We start from the raw sequence: 19,135 nt of genomic DNA on the forward strand, positions 1-19,135 counted from the left end.
GGCCGATGGTGATGTTGACCCTCGGCCTGTACCACCCGATCGTTACCGCTGCAACGGCGCAGGATCACATCGATCCCGGCCTGCGCAGCATCAGCCCTTCCCGCCTGCAGACCCAGCCGGCGGCCGATAAACGCAAAAGCCTGGTGCTGCCCGCCTCACCCGTGCCGGCGCGCGAGGACAACCAGACACTGGGCCTGGAGCAGGCGGTGCGGCTTGCGGTGGACTGGCACCCCAGCATCAGCGAGGCCATCGGCACCCTGTATCAACAGGCCGAAGGCATCAACGTCGCCGAAGCCGGCTATTACCCGCAGATTTCCGGCGGCGTGAAAGGCGGCTACAGCAGCGGAACCGGCAGCGATGCGAGCAGCCAGTCGGTCAGCATCTCGCTCAAGCAGATGCTTTACGACTTCGGCAAGGTCTCCAACGCCGTCGATGCCGCCAGAGCCCGGGCCGCCCGCAGCCAGGCCGGGATTCTGCTGGCAATCGATCAGGTCGGACGCGACACGGCATTCGCCTACATCGAAGTGCAGCGCTATCAGCACTTGCTGGAGATCGCTCGTCAGCAGATCAGCGGCATCGGCGACATCGTCGAGCTTGCCAGGCAGCGCAGCGACATGGGCGCCAGCACCCGTTCCGACGTCGTTCAGGCCCAGTCGCGCGCCGAGGGCGGCATGGCCACGTTGCAGGAGTTCAAGGCGCAGTACGCCCGCTGGCTCGCCACCCTGACCAACCTACTCGGCCGCCAGACGCCGCCGCAGGTCAATGATGAGTTTACGCCGTCGCTGGGACAGGCCTGCAACGCGCCGGTCATCACCGATGCGCTGCCCGCCGTGCTGCAGGCCGCCGCGCAACGCACTCAGGCGCAGGCGGAACTGGCGCAGGCCAGGTCCGAGGCCTATCCGACGCTGTCGCTGCAGCCGTCGTTCAACCAGTACCTGGACAACAATTATGACAATCAGAACCCGGCCATCGACCGCACCCAGGTCGGCATCTTCCTCAATCTGGAGGTGCCGATCTATCAGGGCGGCGCTATCAGCGCCCGCAGCCGCGCGGCCGGGTACGCCTTGACCGCCGCCGACTCGGCCGAAGACGCCGCCCGCCTGCAGGCACGCCAGGGGCTGAGCGAAGCACAGGCGCAAACCTCCGGACTGACGCGCCGGCTCAATTCGCTGGAATACCGCCAGACCAGCATCACCGAAGCCCGCGAATTGTATGGCAGGCAATACCTGGAGCTGGGCACGCGACCGCTGCTCGACCTGCTCAACGCCGAGCAGGAAATCCATCAGTCGCGTTTCGACCTGGCCAACACCCAGGCCGACCTGCGTCGTCTGCAGATCGACTGCCTGTACAACAGCGGCGCGCTGCGACGTGCCTTCGGTATCGATCACAGCACCATCCAGCATGTGGAGATCCTGCCATGAACGATTCGGTCGTCATCCCTCAGGACCCGGCAGCCGGGCCGCCGCGCCAGGATTATTCGCCGTGGCTGGAAGCGGTGCTCAAGGTCGCGCGGCACTACCGGCTGGATGTTTCGCCGGAAAGCATTCGCCTCGCCTCGATCCACAGCGAAGGCCGGGTCGAGGAAGTCGTCCGGCACATGGCCCGCCAGGCCGGCCTGAGCGTCAAGTTCGCCCGCTATGACCACAAAAGCCTGAGCCGCTGGCGAACGCCGCTGATCGTGCAGTTGCAGGACGGCCAGATTGGCGTCATCGAAAGCGTGAGCGAGCACGGCGAACTGGGCATCGCCTACAGCGGCGATCAGGGCCTGCAGAGTCGCATCGATCCGGCGGCGCTGGCCAGCCAGGCGCTGCGCACGGTGATTCTGCGACCCACCCAGCCGCTGAGCGATGTGCGCACCAACGACTACATCAAGCCTTACGACGAGCACTGGTTCAGGCGCATCGTGCTCAGCGACCTGCGACCTTATAGCCAGGTGATGCTCGCCTCGCTGGTCGCCAACCTGCTCGGCATGGCAGGCGTGCTGTTTTCCATGCAGGTCTATGACCGCGTCATCCCCGCCGAATCGCTGCCGACGCTGTACGTGCTGTTTGGCGGCGTGATGCTGGCGCTGGTCTTCGATTTCGTCATGCGCATCATGCGCCTGCGCATCACCGATGTACTCGGCAAGCGGGCCGACCTGCGGGTGTCCGACCTGGTGTTCGGCCACGCCCTGCGCCTGCGCAATTCGGTGCGCCCGAAATCCACCGGCTCGTTCATTTCACAGTTGCGCGAGCTGGAGCAGATCCGCGACCTGATCACCTCCAGCACCGCGACGGCGTTGGCGGACATGCCGTTCTTTTTCCTGTTTCTGCTGGTGTTCTATCTGATCGGCGGGAATCTGGTGCTGATCCCGTTGCTGGCGCTGGTGGCGATGGTGCTGCCGGGTATGCTCGCCCAGCGCAAGCTGGCGAAGTTGGCCAACGCGTCGATGCGCGAGGCCGCGCTGCGTAACGCGATGCTGGTGGAAAGCGTTCAGGGCATGGACGACATCAAGGCGCTGCAGGCCGAGCAGCGTTTTCAGCAACAGTGGAACCACTACAACGCGGCATCGGCCGACAGCAGCCTGCGCTTGCGCTCGCTGACCAACAGCCTGGTGGCCTGGACCCAGAACGTGCAAGGCGGCGTGTTCGCCATCGTCATCGTCTTCGGTGCGCCCATGGTCATTTCCGGCGACCTGACCACGGGCAGTCTGGTGGCCGCGTCGATCCTGTCTTCGCGCATGATGGGCCCGATGGCCCAACTGACTCACGTGCTGACCCGCTGGCAACAGGCCAAAGTCGCGTTGCAAGGCTTGAACCGGATCATGCAGATGCCGGTGGACCATCCCGAGGGCAGCCAGCGCGTGCACCTGCCGGCGATCCGCGGCGACTATCAGCTGCGTCAGGCCGGCTTTCGCTACAGCGAAGAAGCCTCGCCAGCGCTGAGCGGCATCGATCTGAAAATCCGTCCAGGCGAACGCATCGCCGTTCTGGGCCGCAACGGCGCGGGTAAATCGACCCTTTTGCAAGCGCTCGCGGGGGCCATGGACCTGAGCAGTGGCGAAACCACCCTCGACGGCATCGCCCTGGCTCACATCGACCCGGCCGACCTGCGTCGCGATGTCGGCCTGATGTCCCAGCAGGCGCGGCTGTTCCATGGCACGTTGCGAGACAACATCACCCTGGGCGCCGGTCAGGCCAGCGATCAGGAAATCATCGCCGCGCTGGCGGTCACCGGCGCGCTGGACTTCGTCCGCCAGTTGCCCAAAGGCATGGACCACCTGATTCTGGAAGGCGGGCTGGGCTTGTCCGGCGGGCAGCGCCAGAGCCTGCTGCTGTCACGCCTGCTGATCCGCCAGCCGCAGGTGCTGTTGCTGGACGAGCCGACGGCGTCGCTGGATGACATCACCGAACGCCTGCTGCTGGAAAAGCTCACGACCTGGTGTCAGGGGCGCACGTTGATCGTGGCGACGCACAGGGTCAGCGTGCTGCAACTGGTGGAACGGATCATCGTGGTCGACAACGGCAGAATCGTCATCGATGACCATCGCGATGCCGCCCTGACCCGACTGCGTCAGCCGCAAGGAGCTCAGGCATGAAAGCACTCACCACTGACCAGACGCCACGCCTGCCCGACCAGGTGACGTATCTGGACGGCAGCGACGAGCGCAGCATCGCCGGCGGCGTGCGGGTGATCTGGGGATGCGCGTTGATGCTGGCGTGTTTTTTCGCCTGGGCGGCGTGGTTCGAAGTCGTGGAGGTGTCCACCGGCACCGGCAAAGTCGTGCCCAGCTCCCGCGAGCAGCTCATCCAGTCGATGGAAGGCGGGATCATCAAGGAGATGAATGTCACCGAGGGCGCCCTAGTCGAGCGCGGTCAGGTGCTCGCGCAACTGGACGCCGTGAAGACTGAGTCCAATGTCGGCGAAAGCGAAGCCAAGTACCGGGCCGCGCTGGCGAGCGTCAATCGACTGCAGGCCGAAGTGAGCGAGAAACCGCTGAAGTTCGACGATTCATTGAGCCGATACCCCGAGCTGATCCGCGCCGAAACCGAGCTGTACACCACTCGGCGCAAGGGCCTGGAAGAAACCCTGGCAGGCATTCAGAGCTCGCTCAAGCTGGTGCGCGACGAGCTGGCCATCACTGAGAACCTGGCAAAGATCGGCGCCTCCAGTCGCGTCGAAGTGCTGCGGCTGAACCGTCAGCGATCGGAGCTTGAGTTGAAAGTCACCGAAGCGAAATCGGATTACATGGTGCGCGCGCGTGAGGATCTGGCCAAGGCCAACGCCGAAGCGCAGACGCTGATCGCGGTCATTCGCGGCCGCACCGATTCGCTGTCACGCCTGACGATCCGCTCACCGGTGCGCGGCATCGTGAAGGACATTGAGGTCACGACCATTGGCGGCGTGGTGCCGCCCAATGGGCAGTTGATGCAGATCGTGCCGCTGGATGAGCAGTTGCTGATCGAGACCCGCATCTCGCCGCGCGACATTGCCTTCATCCATCCGGATCAGGAAGCCAAGGTCAAGATCACCGCTTACGACTATTCCATCTACGGAAGCCTGGACGGCAAGGTCGTGACCATCTCGCCGGACACGATCCAGGACGAAGTCAAACCCGAGATCTTCTATTACCGCGTGTACATCCGCACCCAGTCGGATGTACTGCGCAACAAGGCCGGTAAAAGCTTCGCCATCGTGCCCGGCATGATTGCCACGGTGGACATCCGCACCGGCGAAAAGACCGTGCTCGATTACCTGATCAAGCCGCTCAACCGCGCCCGCGAAGCCTTGCGTGAGCGTTGATCAGCGGCTGGCCAGGTGGGTGGCTGGCGCAGCCACGGGTGTGGCCTGCGCCAGGTAACGGTTCCATTCGCGGTTGATCTCGGCATACGGCATGAAGATGCTGACCCGCGGCTGATTGGCCAGATCCGGACGCTTCAGGGCCGTCAGGTCACCGGACGTCAGAAACGCCACGGTGATGCCGACCACTTTGCCATCGGCGGCGAACACCGGCCCGCCGGACATCCCCTTGGCGGTCGGGCCATCGTGGGTGCCATACATGACGTTGCCTTCTTTGCTGTCCAGCCGGACCATCGCCGGCAGCGCATGACCGCTGCCCTTGACCGACATGTACACCGAGTTGAAACCCACCGCCGTGACCGCTTCACCCGGCTGATACGCACGCCAGAGCGGGACGCCATTGGCCTTGTGGCGGAAGAACTGCACGTCGCCCTGCCCCTGATACACCGAGCCTGACAGGTAAGGAATGTGCTTGACCGTCACGGCGTAGTCTTCATTCCACTGGATCGCCGTGCCCATCAGCATGTAGGGCAGCGGCGCTCCGGAATGAACGACGAACGCTTGGTCATAGACTGGATCCTGGGTAAAAGCGACTGGCATTCCGTTGCACCCGCTGATCAGCACTGAGGCTGCTACAAGCGACTTGAGGGGGCGCATTTTTGTACACGACGAAGTAGTGGAGACGGCGCGAATATGTCATTGCGCCACTACTAACTCAATAGGTTGAAACGACCTTCCGTCTAGTGGCACTTTAGTGGCTCATTGGATCCGAAAGTCGCGCATTTGCTGGGCTGCAGCGCTTCACGACCGCTGCAGTCCGACGCTTGCCATTTCGCCACTCGCGCGCCCTGCTCTGGCGCGGGCCTTGAGGTGATGCGGCTGCAGAAACGGTGTGGCGGCCAGCATCACGACGCTCACGGCGACCATCAACCATTGCGACACATGAAAGCCACCGGTCACATCACGCAGATAGCCCATCAACAACGGACCCGCCGCCGCGACGATGTAACTGAACAGCAGGACAAAGGCGTTCCAGGCGTTGGCTTCTTCGGCGTTGGACGCGTTATCCAGCGGCAGCGTCATGGCCAGGGTGAACGCCCCGCCCGTGCCAAACGCCAGGATCGGCACCGCCACGAATGGCATGGCATTCGGCGCAACCGCGATGGCCAGCGTGCCTGCCAGCGCAATCGCCGAGCTTGCTGCCAGCGCCAGACGCCGGTCCTCGTTGCGGCTGAGAATGCCGAACACCGGGTTGGACAGCATGAACGCCAGGGTGAAGCTCGCCAAGATCAGCCCGGCCATGGTCGGCGTTCTGCCGTATTCCACGTACATCGGCGCGATCCACGAGATGAACGCGTAGAACACGATGTTGTTGCTGGCAAAGAACAGCGCGATCAGCCAGGCCGTCCGGTTACGGATCGGCATTGCGTAACGCCGGCCCGAGCCCCTGTTCACGCCCGGCGTCAGCCGTTTGCGCTCGATGAACAGCCACGCGGCGATGGCGACGACGGCGGGCACGGTCCACACCGTGGCGCCCAGGCGCCAGCTTGCCGACGCACTTGCCACCGGCCCGGTGATCGCCGCCGCTGCGGTACTGCCCAGCGCCAGCGAGGTGGCGTAAATGCTCATCAGCAATGCGGTCTGCTGCGGGTAGCTGGCTTTGACGAACCCGGCCAGCAGCGCGCCGGCCACGGCGATCCCCGCGCCAATGCCCACAGTGGTCAGAAACAGCGTGCCGACCGAACCTGCAACCGCGCGCAGAGCGGTCGCCGCGAGCAGCACAACCAACGCCACGAGAATGACCCGGTCACGACCGAAGCGCCGAGCCAGCCACGGCGTCGGCAGCGCCATCAACCCCATCAGCAGGGTCGGAATGGCCGTCAGCAGCGACGCTTGAGTGTGGGAAAGGCCGAAATCGCGAATCATCCCCGGCAGCAACGGCCCGACCGACACGATCGCCGGACGCAGCGTCAAGGCCACCAGCACGATACAGACGATGGCGACCATCAGCGACGGCGTATTGCCGGGCACGGTTGCCGGCGCGCACAGGTGCAGGCGCGGCGGCTGCGCGGTCATGACATTCTCGGGTTCGGCAAGCGGAACTCTGCTGGTCACCAACATGATGCGATCTCCAGAACGGGCCGGGCCGACGCGTGTCGGCCCGGCGAAGGGTTGCGGTCAGCCGGCGTAGGCCGGGTAATCGGTGAAGCCCGCTTCGGTGCCGCCGTAGAGGGTCGACGGGATCAACGGGTTGAGCGGCCAGCCATTGGAGATACGCGCCGGCAAATCCGGATTGGCAATGAACGGACGGCCGAACGCGATGAGGTCCGCCAGCCCCGCCTCTACCAGCCGGGCGCCGCGCTCGGCGGTGTAGCGACCGGCGTAGATGATCCGGCCGCTGAAGGTGCTGCGCACGTCGCGACGGAACTGCTCGGGCAGATCGGGTGCGTTGTCCCAGTCCGCCTCGGCAATCGACACATAGGCAACGCCTGCCTCCTGCAACACCTTGATCGCCTCGATGTAGGTATGGTGCGGGTCCTTCTCCACCATGCCGATGTAAACGCGGTCCTGATCGGTACTGGTGAACAGCGGCGTGAAGCGCACGCCCAGACGTTCAGGACCGACGGCGTCGGCGACGGCCTGAACCACCTCGCGGAGAAAACGCAGACGGTTTTCCAGCGAGCCGCCGTATTGGTCATCGCGCTGGTTGGAATGCTCGGAGATGAACTGATTGACCAGATAGCCGTTGGCGGCATGAATCTCGACGCCGTCGAAACCGGCAGCAATCGCATTTCGCGCGGCGGTGGCGTACAGCCCGACCAGGGTTTCGATCTCGGCAATGCTCAGTGCACGCGGCAGCGACGGCGCAACCAGTTCGCCGGTGCCCGGACCGGTCTGAATGAAGGCTTTGGCGTTTTCGGCACGGATGGCCGAAGGAGCCACTGGCGCGGCGCCATCGGGCTGCAGTGCATGATGAGAGACCCGCCCGACGTGCCAGAGCTGAGCGAAAATCACGCCGTCTTCTGCGTGCACCGCGTCAGTGACTTTCTTCCAGCCGTCGATCTGCGCCTGGGTATAGATGCCCGGCGTCCAGGCATAGCCCTGTCCGCGCGGCTCGATTTGCGTGCCTTCGGTGACCATGAACCCCGCCGAAGCGCGCTGGCGGTAATACACCGACATCAGCTCGGAGGCGACATCGCCCGGCTGGGCGCTCCGTTGCCGGGTCAGGGGCGGGAAAGCGATACGGTTCTTGAGGGTCAGACGACCCAGTTCCACGGGAGTAAACAGAGCGTGATGAGACATGGCGGTATTCCGATTGCGAAAGAGGGAATAATCGAGTGCCGAGTGGCCTCTCTGTGCGAGAGGCCAGCAGCCGGCTTACTTCTTGATCAGGACGGTCTTGGGGTTGGTGAACAGCAGCCGGCCTTCATGCCCCTGCTCGGTCCCGACCCCGGATTGCTTGTGGCCGCCGAACGGGATGTCCACGCCCTGGGTGTGCATTTCATTGACCCAGACCATGCCGGTCTCCAGGCGATTGGCCACCGCCACCGCCGCGCGGGTGTCACGCCCCCAGACCGAGCCGCCGAGGCCGAACGGGCTGTCGTTGGCACGCTCGATCACGTCATCCACATCGTCGTAAACGATGATCGGGACGATGGGGCCGAACTGCTCTTCCTGGACGATCTTCGATTGCTCGGGCGGGTTGTCCACCACCGTCACCGGGATGAAGTAGCCCGGACGGCTGTCATCGACCTCGCCACCCAGAACGATGTTCTGGCCGTTGGCCTTGATGTCGTCCAGGAACGTGCGGACTTTGTCGAACTGCATCTTGTTCTGCACCGGGCCGACCGTGACCTCGGCGTCCAGGCCGTTGCCGAGCTTCTGCTGACGGGCGTAGTCGACGAACGCCGCCACGAACGGCGCATGAAACGAGCGATGGATGTAGAGGCGCTTGATGCCGACGCACCACTGCCCGGAGTTGCCGATGGCGCCCCAGAACAACTGCGGGATGATTGACTTCCAGTCAGCGTCGGGCATGACGATGGCCGCATCGTTGCCGCCCATTTCCAGGGTCAGACGCTTGACCGTGCCGGCAGCCGAGCGGATCACGTGCTTGCCGGTCTCGGTCGAGCCGGTGAAGCTGATTTTGGCGATGTCCGGGTGAGCGGTCATCTGCGGGCCGAGTTCGTTGCCGCCGGAGACCACCGACAAAACGCCGGCCGGCAGTACCGATTGGGCGATCTGCCCGAAACGCAGGGTGGTCAGCGGGGTGAACGGTGACGGCTTGATCACCATGGTGTTGCCGGTCAGCAGCGCTGGCGCGACCTTCCACAACGCCAGCAGCACCGGGAAGTTCCACGGCGTGATCGCGCCGACGACGCCCAGCGGCGTATGGTGCAGCTCGACGATGTGACTGTCGTTCTCTTCCACGATCTCGACCGGAATACGCCGCGCGGCGATCTGGCGAATCCAGGAGATCGCCTGATCCACTTCAGGCTCCGCCATGGTTTTGAGCGGCTTGCCCTGCTCCAGGGTCAGCAGCACGGACAATTCATCGCGATGTGCCTGCAAGGCGTCGGCGTAGGCAATCAGGTACTGCTCGCGCTCATCGTAGCTCAGCGCAGACCAGCCTTTGAACGCCGATTTGGCAGCGGCAATGGCGTCTTCCAGTTGCTCGGCGGTGCCGGCCGGTGCCTGAGCCAGAACCTGGCCGGTCGCCGGGTTCATTACATCGAATGCGTCACGGGTTTCGACCAGTTTGCCGGCAATGCTCAGGTAATAAGGACCATCGAACAGGCTGGCAGATACAGGTGAACGGGATGCAGTGGCCATATCATTAATCTCCAGAAGCATGAGTCGTTATATAAGAAGTGCAACGACAGTCAGCTCGAAAGTTCGGAGGTTGTATGTATCAGGCCCTCTATGCGCATGGCACCCGATGACCTGCAACACAACTTTGCTTATCCGTCTTTAGAACTACGTTGATTCACTGTCGCTGTGATTACTTCGGAGTAGACCAGTCGTCTAATCCGTTGAAATGAATGTTAGGGGCGATCAAATGGGTCAACAATGACGAATCCGCAAGGATTCCGGACATCGACTGCCGAAGGCGGCTGTCCTCCGCTACATTCGCGGCTTACCAGTTGCCCAGCCGAGCCCCCGGGCGAGTAAAAGGCCGCGAGACGGAGGGAAAACGCCGTCGCCACTTGCGCAATCTTGCGGTTATTGCCCGGCGCATTGGCGATCCCGTTGCAGCCATCGTCAACCCACGTATCATCACGACGCTGGCGCCGGGTATATCCACATCACCCGGCCGCACGTTCAGAACGACTCATTCAGGAAGGTATTCGTTTGAAAATCATCCGCAGTAAGACATTTACCGGCGAACGTCCATGGGCAGCGTTGGACATTGCCAACATGAATGGAATAACCACGCGCCTGCACTGGACTGACCAACCTTATAAGTGGCACGTCAATGATGGCCAGGAAGTGTTCGTGGTATTGGATGGGCGGGTCGACATGCATTACAAAGAAGAAAACATGGAGAACACCGTACGGCTGGAAACCGGCGATATCTTTTATGCCTCCGTTGGAACCGCACACGTCGCCCATCCGATTGGCGAGGCGCGGATCCTGGTCGTGGAAAGCGAAGGCAGCGTCTGACACACGTGCGACGCAACCCTTGCAACATCGGAAGTGCATGAAAGCGTCACAGGAACGACAAGTGCCAGTGGCACGCTGAAACCGGTGGGCGTCTTGCGCCCCGACTTTCCGCGCGTCTTGCAGGGACTCGTCACATGAAAATCAGCGTATTCGGAAGTGGTTATGTCGGTCTGGTGCAAGCCACCGTGCTTGCCGAGGTGGGACACGACGTCGTCTGCATGGACATCGATGAGGCCAAGGTCCATCAGCTGCGTCAGGGCCAGGTGCACATTTACGAGCCTGGGCTTGCCGCTCTGGTGCGCGACAACCTCGACAACAGGCGTCTGCAATTCACCACCGACGCGCAATGGGCGGTCGAACACGCCGACGTACTGTTCATTGCCGTCGGCACGCCGTCCCGCGAAGATGGTTCGGCCGATCTGAGCGGCTTCTTCGCCGTCGGTGAGGCCATCGCCAGGCATCGCAGTCAGCCACTGATCATCGTCGAGAAGTCCACCGTTCCGGTCGGCAGCGGCGACGCCCTGCGCAGCCACATCGACAGAGCATTGCGTCAGGCCGGGCGCTTGCTGCAATTCGAGATCGTCTCCAACCCCGAATTTCTCAAAGAAGGCTCCGCGGTCAATGACTGCCGGCGGCCCGACCGCATCATCATTGGCAGCGACAACGAAGCCGCCCGCCAGGTCATGCGTGAACTGTACGCACCGTTCAATCGCAATCATGAGCGGATCCTGTTCATGGACCTGCGCAGCGCCGAGCTGACCAAGTACGCCGCCAATTGCATGCTCGCCACCAAAATCAGCTTCATCAACCAGATCGCAGAACTGGCGGAGCACCTGGGCGCGGATGTCGAGTCCGTGCGCCGCGGCATCGGCGCCGACTCGCGGATCGGCTATGACTTCATCTACCCGGGCTGCGGTTACGGCGGCTCCTGCTTCGGCAAGGACATCCGCGCGCTGATTCACAGCGCACGGCAAGCCGACTGCTCGAACGATCTGCTCTCGGTGGTCGAAGCCATCAATGAACGGCAGAAGCACAAATTGTTCGAACGCATCAACGCGTTCTACCAGGGTCACCTGCGCGGCAAGACGTTTGCTCTGTGGGGCTTGGCGTTCAAACCCAACACCGACGACATGCGTGATGCGCCCAGCCGCGTGCTGATACAGGCACTGTGGGATGCCGGGGCGAACGTGCGGGCGTTCGATCCGGAGGCAATGGGCGAAACCCAGCGGATCTACGGTCGCCGCCACGACCTCATGCTGCTGGGCACGCCGGAAGCGGCGCTGGAAGGTGCCGACGCGCTGATCGTCTGCACCGAATGGCAAGCCTTCAAGGCGCCCGATTTCGAGCTGATCCAGCAGCGCCTGAACGCGCCGGTGATCTTCGACGGCCGTAACCTGTATGACCCGGAACGGCTCGCCCGACGAGGCTTTCAGTACTTCCCGATGGGCCGTGGCGAATCCTGCAATCTGCCGATTCCGCAAAAGCGCTGGAGTGTCTTTCCGGCCCTGGCGAGTGGTCGGCTGCTCTGACCTTCTGCCGCCGCGCGCCGGGCAATCCGGCGCATTGATCCTGCACATAGCCGCGACGCAGGGCGCCCGATGCACCGACTGGTCAACCGCCGCTGAATCCGCCAGCCAGCCGCACTGGGCAAAATGACACGCCGTTCACGACGACCAAACCAATTTTTTACATCTGCCTGCCTACCATGCCCGGATTGTCTCGGTGACGGATGTAGAAATGTTGATCGTGGAAGACTTGATGCTCGACACGGAAAAACTCAGGGCGTTTCGCAATGACAGGCCGCTGAGGCTCAACCCGACCAACATCGAGATACTCACCCTGCTGATGCGCCGCAGCCCGGGCGTGGTCAGGCGCGAGGAGATTTCCACGATTCTGTGGGGCGAAAACGTCGTCAAGAACACCAGCGGCGTTGGCACCCGGCTACACGAGATCAGAAAAATCGTGGATGACGGCGCTGCTTTTCCCCTCGTCCACACGATCTACGGCATCGGTTATCAGCTGTGCCGGCTGGCCGAGGCGTAATGTCGGCTACACCACCACCGGGTGCTGCGCGCCATCCATCGTCACGGTCGTGCCGGTGATGTAACTGGCCTTGCCGGACGCCAGGAACAGCACCAGATGCGCGACCTCTTCCGGCTGCGCCATGCGCCCGAGCGGTATCTTGCTCACGGCGCGCTCTTTCGCCGCCTCAGGACTGATCCCCGCATGACGGGCATCGGCGGCCATGCCTTCGCCGACCCGGCCGGTTTCGGTCAGCCCCGGATTGACACCGATGATCCGCACGCCCGACGCCGCATAGGCATTGCCCAGCCCGGCGGTGGCGAGCATCAGTGCTGCGTTGGCCGAACCGCCGGCCAGGTGAATCGGGCTGGCGACCTTGCCTCCCGCGCCGATGACATTGACGATCACTCCACGCCCGCGCCGGGCCATGAGCTTGATCACCGGATCGACCACGTTGATCGTCGAGAAGAATTTCGCGTCCATGGCTGCGCGCCAGAACGCCGGGGTCAGGTCCTCGGGCGGCGAACGCTTCGCCGCGCCCGCCGAGCTGATCAGCACGTCGATGGGACCGACCTGCTCTTCCACCTGCCTGACCAGATTGGCCGCAGCCGTATCGTCGCTCAGGTCGGCGGCAAAGCCCTGCGCCCCGGGCAGTTCACTGAGGGCCTGATCGATATTGGCCTGCGAACGCGAGCTGATCACCACGCGTGCGCCCTGCTCGACAAACTGTCGGGCACAGGCCAGACCGATACCTTTGGAACCACCGGTAATGAGCACTACCTTCGTCGCGAACGCATTCATCTGTCTGCTTCCTCATCAAAAAGGGTGTGTAGCAAGAAGTCTCGGGGGCCCAGTACGCCACAGCCACCGTGCCGATGACAGTGAAACCGTTCGGCAGCATGGCCTGCGCTGTCGCGCCTGCGCCCTGGTCGCCGAATGCAAAACGGCCTGTGGGCAGTCAGGCGCGTAACGCACAACTGTCGACAGGCCGCATTCAACTCATGGCTCGACGCAGCAGCCGGTCAGGGCTTCCAGGCGCCACCTTCAACGATGACCGCCGCCGGGTCGGTGCCCTCGGCCAATTGGTCGCGCACATACTGGTTGTACAGCGTGAGCAGGTATTTTTCCTGACCCAGTGTCGCCAGCTCAGTGTTGACCCAATCGCGCAGCTCGGTATTGCCCTTCTTCACCGCAGGAGCGATAGGCGCTTCTTCACCAAGCTTCTGCGGGAGCAGCCGATAGCCGGGGTTCTGTTTCGCCCAGCTGAACAGCACCAGATTGTCCTGTGCGTAGGCATCACCGCGCCCGTTCGCCAACGCCTGAAGCGATTCGGAGTTTTTCTCGAACTTGAGCAGCTTCCAGTCAGGATGATGCTTGGTCAGCCAGATGTCCGCCGTGGTACCGGTGGTGACGATCACCGTCTTGCTGGCCAGATCGTCAAGGTTCTTCACCGCACTGTTGTCCGGCACCAGCGCCTGAACCGCCACGCGCAGGTTCGGATGGGTGAAGTCCACCACCTGAGCCCGCTCGGGGGTGACGGTCATGTTGGCCAGGATCAGATCGACCTTGTCGCTCTGCAGAAACGGAATGCGACTGGCCGGCTCGACCACCACGAACTCGATTTTTTTCTCGTCGCCGAGCAGGTCCTTGGCGAAGCGGCGTCCCAGATCGGTATCGAAACCGACATAGTCGCCCTTCTCGTTGACGAAACCGAATGGCGGCTTGTCGCTGAAGACGCCAACGACGAGTTTGTCGCGCGCCTTGATTTTGTCCAGGTAGCCTTCGGCGTGGGCCGCGGCAGTGCCGGCCAGCAAGCCGAGGGCGATCAGCGGGAGAACGAGGGCAGATTTAAACGTCACGATGCTTTCCTTTTTGGCATGTTTTCTACGTAGGAGAACTTCTCCAGGAACTGCTGCGCGCGTGCGGTCTGCGGGTTACTGAAAAACGTTTCGGGGTCGCTCTGTTCGGCGATGCGTCCGCCGTCCATGAACAGGATTCGATCGGCCACCGCGCGGGCAAAGGCCATTTCGTGGGTGACGATCAACAGCGTCATGCCGCTGCGGGCAAGGTCCAGAATCACCTCCAGCACTTCCTTGACCATTTCCGGGTCAAGGGCGGCGGTGACTTCATCGAACAACATGACCTGGGGGTTCATGCACAGCGAGCGGACGATGGCGATCCGCTGCTGCTGCCCACCGGACAGCTCGCGGGGGAAGGCGTCGCGCTTGTCCAGCAGGCCGACCCTCGCGAGCAGGGTTTCGGCCTGCTGACGCGCCTCGTTGCGCGCGCGTTTCTGCACGCTCACCGGTCCCAGCAGAATGTTGTCCAGCACGGTCATGTGCGGGAACAGGTGGTAGCTCTGAAACACCATGCCGATCTGCTGGCGCACCTGGCGCCAGTCGGCATTGGCCGACAACTCAAGTCCGCCGAAGCGGTACTGCCCGGCATGGCCCAGCTCAAGGCCGTTGAGGCAGCGCAACAAGGTGCTCTTGCCGCAGCCGCTGGGGCCGAGGATCACCACCACTTCGCCTTCGCGCACGCTCAGGTCGATGTCTTGCAACACCGGCACCGCGCCGAAACGCTTGCTGAAACCGGACAGTTCTATCAACGCACTCATGAATGATTCCAACGCCGTTCGAGCACCCGCGACACCGCCGACAGCGGGTAGCAGGCCAGAAAGAAAAAAACAAACAGAAAGCCGTAGATGAGCACCGACTCGTAGGTGCGCTCGATGATCTGCTGGCCGATCTTGATCACGTCCACCACGCCAATCAGCACCGCCAGCGAGCTGGTCTTGATCAGGCGGGTGAAGACGTTGATCATCGGCGGCGTCATGCGCCGCAGCGCCTGCGGCAACAGCACCCGGCCGTACAGCTGAACCTGGCCCAGACCAATCGACAGGCCGGCTTCGCGCTGACCGCGAGGAATAGAGCGCAACGCACCGCGCACCACCTCACCGGTTTCGCTCGCGCCCCACAGCGACAGGACCAGCACCGCGCACCAGAATCCCGGAATGCTCCAGCCGAGAAAGATCGGCAGTCCGAAGAAAAACAGATACAGCCAGACCAGCACCGGAATCGCCCGGAACAGCTCCAGGTAAACCAGCAGCAGCCAATCGATCCAGCGAATGCCCAAATTGCGCAGCACACCATAGATCAGGCCACCCACTGCACTGAAGACGATGGCCAGCGCCGAGATCCCCAGCGTGCGGCCAATGCCCTGTGCAAGCTGCGGGGCGCTGATCCATAACAGCTCAAGACCCGAACTGGCCATGCTGGAGCCTCCTTTCCACAACCCGCAGCAACAGTGAAAGCGGCACGAACAGCAGCACGCAGAGGCCAGTCATGACGGCGAGCATTTCATAGGTCTTGTAGTACAACGCGATGTAACTCTTGGTGGTGTAGAGGATTTCCGGCACCGCCACCGCCGACACCACGGTGGTTTCCTTGAGCAGGAACACGAAGTTGGCGAACAGCGCCGGCAGGCTGAGGATGCCGGCTTGCGGCAGCACCACATGGCGCAGCAGTTGCCAGCGTGACAAGCCGATCGACAGGCCTGATTCGATCTGCGACCTGGGCACTGCCTCGATGCCGGCACGCAGGATCTCGGTCAGGTACGCGCCGCCCATGAAGGTCATGGCAATGATCGCCGAGGCGAATCCGGACACTTTGACGCCCAGCGCAGGCAGCGCGAAGTAGATGAAGAACAGTTGAATCAGCAGCGGCGTATTGCGCGCCAGCTCGACGTACGCACGCACGACGGGCTGAAGCGGGCGGATCTGAAAGGCCGCGATTGCAGCGTTGATCAGCGCGACGCACAGCGACATCGCGATGGCGATCAGGCCGACCTGCAAGGTCACGCCCACGGCGGTGATGAATGCTGGAAGCGTTGACAAGGCAAACGCGACGTCGAATTCCATGTCAGGGTCGACCTTGAACGAGGGGTTGCGGGGGCAGCACGCGGGACACAAAAGCTCCTGAATCGAAAGGTGATCTGTCGCTGATTGCAGGCTTTGTGCCACTCCCGAAAACGTCGACAAACCGGCCATACGATGGGTCTGGCTGACCGTGCGGACGTGTCGTAACTGTCTGTTTTTACTGGCAACTGCTGGCTCGCTGTTGCTCCAGCAACAGCGGCATTCCCCGCCTCGCTGCGGTCAGGTCAGGTCAGGTCAGTGACAGACCAGACCGTCGCCGACCTTTAAGCTGTCCACCAGAAAGGCATTGCTGTGCAGGTCCCACGCCTTGGTCTGGCCGCCGCGCGATTGCCAGTCGCGCAATCCGGCCTGCAGGACGCGCAGGGTTTTCTGATCCGGTCGAGCGAGGTACACGCGCGCGTCACTGCTGGCGTCGAGTACCTGGGGCAGCAGGCGGTAAAAGCGCCAGTCCGGGGTTTGTAACAGGCTCGCCAGCACGTTGCGCTCGTCCGCCAGCAGCCGACATTCACCGGCCATGAACGCGGTGGCTGCCCGGATGTTCGAGGCAAAGGTCTGCAACTGCGCGCCCTGGCGTTGCAGCGTTGCCGCCCATGGGCTGCCGAACGCAATGCAGACGGTCTGGCCGCTGATACCCGAATGCGCCGGCGCGTTGCGCAAGCTCAGCAAGCCACCCTCGCGGTAAGCCCGTGGCAGCTCGCTCAACGCGGCGCGCTGACGTTCGAGGGCGGGAACGTCAAGGCTGCCGACCAGTACGGCATCGACTTCGCCTTTGCCCAGGTAATCCGCCAGTGCCACATTAGGAATGGCGCTCAGGCGCACGTCGATGCCCAGATAGCGACCCAGCGCCCGGGCCAGCTCGGCGTCCATGTCGTCGGGCTCGGACACCAGCGCCTCAGTGTTGTTTCCGGGGCGCGGATAGCTGCGCACGCCGATGCGCAACACGTTGTGGCTGCGCGCATTCTGCAGCACCGGACCGCCCTGCAGATCCGCCGTGTCCAGCAGCGGCAAAAGCCAGATGCCGCAGACGACCGCCAGCCCGGTCAACAGCGCAAGGCCATAACGCAGGCCCTGTCGCGCACGGCCGTCCCGTTGCTCAGCCGGCATGTTTGAGGCCGCGACGCCAGCGGGTGAAGCGGCGCTCCAGCAGCGCAAGCAGGAAGTTTAGCAGCAGCCCCACCACGGCGAGCAGCAGGATGCCGGCGTACATGCTGGGGATCTGGAACACTTCCTGCGAATTGAGGGTCAGGAACCCGAGCCCCGAATGCGCGCCGATCATCTCCGCGGCCACCAGCGCCGTGATGCAGTAAGCGCCCGCCAGCCGCACGCCCGTGAGGATCGAGGGCGATGCCGAAGGCAGGACGATCTTCAGAAACAGAAAGCGCCGGTTCGCACCCATCGACAGCGCCGAGTTGATCAGCAAGGTGTCCACCTGTTTGACGCCACTGATGGTGCTCAACAGGATCGGCCAGAACGACGCCCAGAAGATGATCGCCACTTTGGACAGCTCGCCGATCCCCAGAAACAGGATGAACACCGGAAACAGCGCCAGCGCCGAGGTCTGCCGAAAGAGCTGCAGGAGTGGGTCGAGCATCCGTTCCAGCCGGGCGAACCAGCCCATTAACAGGCCCAGCGTGACGCCGGCGAAAATCGCCAGCACCAGCCCGGCCAGCGAACGGATGAGGCTGGCCTGCAGGTGCCTGACCAACTGGCCGTTGCCGGCCATGTCGATGATCGCCCCGACGACGTCCGAGGGCGGGCTCAGATAGCCCGGGTTGACCACCCCCAGTCGCGGCAGCGCTTCCCATAGCGCCAGAAACGCGAGGATACCGATGGAGCTGTCGAGCACCCGACGCCAGGTTCTGTTCAAGGTCATGACTACACTCCGATCCGATAACCGCTGCGTTGCGCAACGTGCTGCCAGCTTTCATGACGGCCCAGCGCCTGCTCCAGCGCGAGTTCGTCCACTGCGGCTCCCATCGCTTCGCGCAAAGAGGTCCAGGCGCGCTGGCGCAGTTGCACGAACGCGTGGCTGTTGCGCAACTGCGGCAGCCGCGGACGTGCCAGATCGATGTCGATGATCTCCTTGATCCGTCCCGGCCTCGGCGTCATGACCGCCACGCGGTCCGACAGGAAAATCGCCTCATCCAGGCTGTGGGTGATGAACACGATGGTTTTCTTGTGCAGGTCCCAGATGCGCAGCAATTCGTCCTGCAGGCTTTCGCGGGTTTGCGCATCCAGCGCGGCGAAAGGCTCGTCCATCAACAGCACGTCCGGCTCATAGACCAGCGAGCGCGCGATGGCGACCCGCTGCCGCATGCCGCCGGAAAGCTCGTGGGGATAGCGCGATGCAAAGCCGTTCAGGCCCACCAGATCAAGGTACTCGCGCGCCCGCTGGAGCCGCTCGGCCTTGCCGACGCCGCGAATTTCAAGCCCTACGGCGATGTTGTCGAGCACCGTTCGCCACGGCAGCAAGGCATAGCCCTGGAACACCACACCCTGATTTTTATTGATGCCCTGCAACGCTTTGCCGTCGATGGAAAGCGAGCCACCGGTCTTGTTCGCAAGCCCCGCAAGGATGTTCAAAAACGTCGATTTGCCGCAGCCGGACGGGCCAAGAATCGACAGGAACTCGCCTTCGCGCACGTCCAGATCGAAATCCTTCAACACCTCTACCCGCTCGCTGCGCCCCGCCTCATCCTGAGCCTGGTAGTCCATTCTCACGCCTGATGCCGA

18 protein-coding genes are annotated in these 19,135 nt (G+C 63.0%); 6 read left to right on the plus strand and 12 right to left on the minus strand.

Features of this window, described 5'->3' with window-relative positions:
* The first annotated feature begins 5 nt into the window (after positions 1-5).
* Genes QRN36_RS09575 through QRN36_RS09585 form a run of 3 tightly spaced genes read left to right on the plus strand, consistent with a single transcriptional unit; the run spans position 6 to position 4,782 of the window.
* The gene (locus tag QRN36_RS09575) at positions 6-1,421 is read left to right on the plus strand and encodes a TolC family outer membrane protein (protein ID WP_373568730.1); all 1,416 of its coding nucleotides are present in this window, start codon (positions 6-8) and stop codon (positions 1,419-1,421) included.
* Positions 1,418-3,577: a type I secretion system permease/ATPase gene (locus QRN36_RS09580; RefSeq protein ID WP_285423854.1), complete on the plus strand. Its 2,160-nt coding sequence runs from the start codon at positions 1,418-1,420 to the stop codon at positions 3,575-3,577. Before QRN36_RS09575 ends, QRN36_RS09580 begins: the two co-directional genes overlap by 4 nt.
* Positions 3,574-4,782 (plus strand): HlyD family efflux transporter periplasmic adaptor subunit, encoded by a 1,209-nt coding sequence (locus tag QRN36_RS09585; protein ID WP_285423855.1) that lies wholly within the window; start codon positions 3,574-3,576, stop codon positions 4,780-4,782. Before QRN36_RS09580 ends, QRN36_RS09585 begins: the two co-directional genes overlap by 4 nt.
* Here QRN36_RS09585 and QRN36_RS09590 read toward each other — a convergent pair whose 3' ends face one another.
* The 4 genes from QRN36_RS09590 to QRN36_RS09605 form a co-directional block, all read right to left on the minus strand.
* Positions 4,783-5,379 (minus strand): trypsin-like peptidase domain-containing protein, encoded by a 597-nt coding sequence (locus tag QRN36_RS09590; RefSeq protein ID WP_285423856.1) that lies wholly within the window; start codon positions 5,377-5,379, stop codon positions 4,783-4,785.
* A 201-nt stretch (positions 5,380-5,580) separates the two neighbouring features.
* Positions 5,581-6,900 carry a CynX/NimT family MFS transporter gene (locus QRN36_RS09595; protein WP_285423857.1) on the minus strand — a complete coding sequence of 440 codons (1,320 nt, stop codon included), beginning with the start codon at positions 6,898-6,900 and terminating at the stop codon, positions 5,581-5,583.
* 57 nt (positions 6,901-6,957) lie between these two features.
* A complete protein-coding gene (locus QRN36_RS09600; protein WP_285423858.1) occupies positions 6,958-8,082 on the minus strand; it encodes an alkene reductase in 1,125 nt (374 codons plus the stop codon).
* Positions 8,083-8,157: 75 nt separating this feature from the next.
* On the minus strand, positions 8,158-9,612 hold the full coding sequence (locus QRN36_RS09605) for an aldehyde dehydrogenase family protein (protein WP_285423859.1): 1,455 nt from the start codon (positions 9,610-9,612) through the stop codon (positions 8,158-8,160).
* Between the two features lie 519 nt (positions 9,613-10,131).
* Between QRN36_RS09605 and QRN36_RS09610 the strand changes: the two genes are divergently transcribed.
* The 3 genes from QRN36_RS09610 (at position 10,132) to QRN36_RS09620 (ending at position 12,486) form a co-directional block, all read left to right on the plus strand.
* Positions 10,132-10,443, plus strand: a complete 312-nt coding sequence (locus QRN36_RS09610; RefSeq protein ID WP_285423860.1) for a cupin domain-containing protein — start codon at positions 10,132-10,134, stop codon at positions 10,441-10,443.
* 134 nt (positions 10,444-10,577) lie between these two features.
* A complete protein-coding gene (locus tag QRN36_RS09615; RefSeq protein WP_285423861.1) occupies positions 10,578-11,972 on the plus strand; it encodes a UDP-glucose/GDP-mannose dehydrogenase family protein in 1,395 nt (464 codons plus the stop codon).
* Positions 11,973-12,201: 229 nt separating this feature from the next.
* Positions 12,202-12,486, plus strand: coding sequence for a winged helix-turn-helix domain-containing protein (locus QRN36_RS09620; protein ID WP_285423862.1), 285 nt, complete (start codon positions 12,202-12,204; stop codon positions 12,484-12,486).
* Between the two features lie 6 nt (positions 12,487-12,492).
* Here QRN36_RS09620 and QRN36_RS09625 read toward each other — a convergent pair whose 3' ends face one another.
* The 8 genes from QRN36_RS09625 to QRN36_RS09660 all read right to left on the minus strand — a co-directional run bounded on the left by QRN36_RS09625 (position 12,493) and on the right by QRN36_RS09660 (position 19,117).
* Complete coding sequence (locus tag QRN36_RS09625) at positions 12,493-13,266, minus strand: SDR family oxidoreductase (protein ID WP_285423863.1); 774 nt, start codon at positions 13,264-13,266, stop codon at positions 12,493-12,495.
* Between the two features lie 221 nt (positions 13,267-13,487).
* Entirely contained in the window at positions 13,488-14,324 is an 837-nt protein-coding gene (locus QRN36_RS09630) for a transporter substrate-binding domain-containing protein (protein WP_373568723.1), read from the minus strand.
* Positions 14,321-15,082 carry an amino acid ABC transporter ATP-binding protein gene (locus QRN36_RS09635; RefSeq protein ID WP_285423864.1) on the minus strand — a complete coding sequence of 254 codons (762 nt, stop codon included), beginning with the start codon at positions 15,080-15,082 and terminating at the stop codon, positions 14,321-14,323. Before QRN36_RS09635 ends, QRN36_RS09630 begins: the two co-directional genes overlap by 4 nt.
* The gene (locus QRN36_RS09640; RefSeq protein WP_093458508.1) at positions 15,079-15,738 is read right to left on the minus strand and encodes an amino acid ABC transporter permease; all 660 of its coding nucleotides are present in this window, start codon (positions 15,736-15,738) and stop codon (positions 15,079-15,081) included. The genes QRN36_RS09635 and QRN36_RS09640 overlap by 4 nt, the downstream gene beginning before the upstream one ends.
* Complete coding sequence (locus QRN36_RS09645; protein WP_285423865.1) at positions 15,719-16,384, minus strand: amino acid ABC transporter permease; 666 nt, start codon at positions 16,382-16,384, stop codon at positions 15,719-15,721. Before QRN36_RS09645 ends, QRN36_RS09640 begins: the two co-directional genes overlap by 20 nt.
* Positions 16,385-16,636: 252 nt before the next feature.
* Positions 16,637-17,506, minus strand: coding sequence for an ABC transporter substrate-binding protein (locus QRN36_RS09650; protein ID WP_285423866.1), 870 nt, complete (start codon positions 17,504-17,506; stop codon positions 16,637-16,639).
* Positions 17,496-18,275, minus strand: coding sequence for an ABC transporter permease (locus QRN36_RS09655; RefSeq protein WP_285423867.1), 780 nt, complete (start codon positions 18,273-18,275; stop codon positions 17,496-17,498). The genes QRN36_RS09650 and QRN36_RS09655 overlap by 11 nt, the downstream gene beginning before the upstream one ends.
* Positions 18,276-18,277: 2 nt before the next feature.
* Positions 18,278-19,117 carry an ABC transporter ATP-binding protein gene (locus tag QRN36_RS09660; RefSeq protein ID WP_285423868.1) on the minus strand — a complete coding sequence of 280 codons (840 nt, stop codon included), beginning with the start codon at positions 19,115-19,117 and terminating at the stop codon, positions 18,278-18,280.
* Positions 19,118-19,135 lie beyond the last annotated feature (18 nt).

Source organism: Pseudomonas sp. efr-133-TYG-103a, assembly GCF_030209235.1.
Lineage (GTDB): Bacteria > Pseudomonadota > Gammaproteobacteria > Pseudomonadales > Pseudomonadaceae > Aquipseudomonas.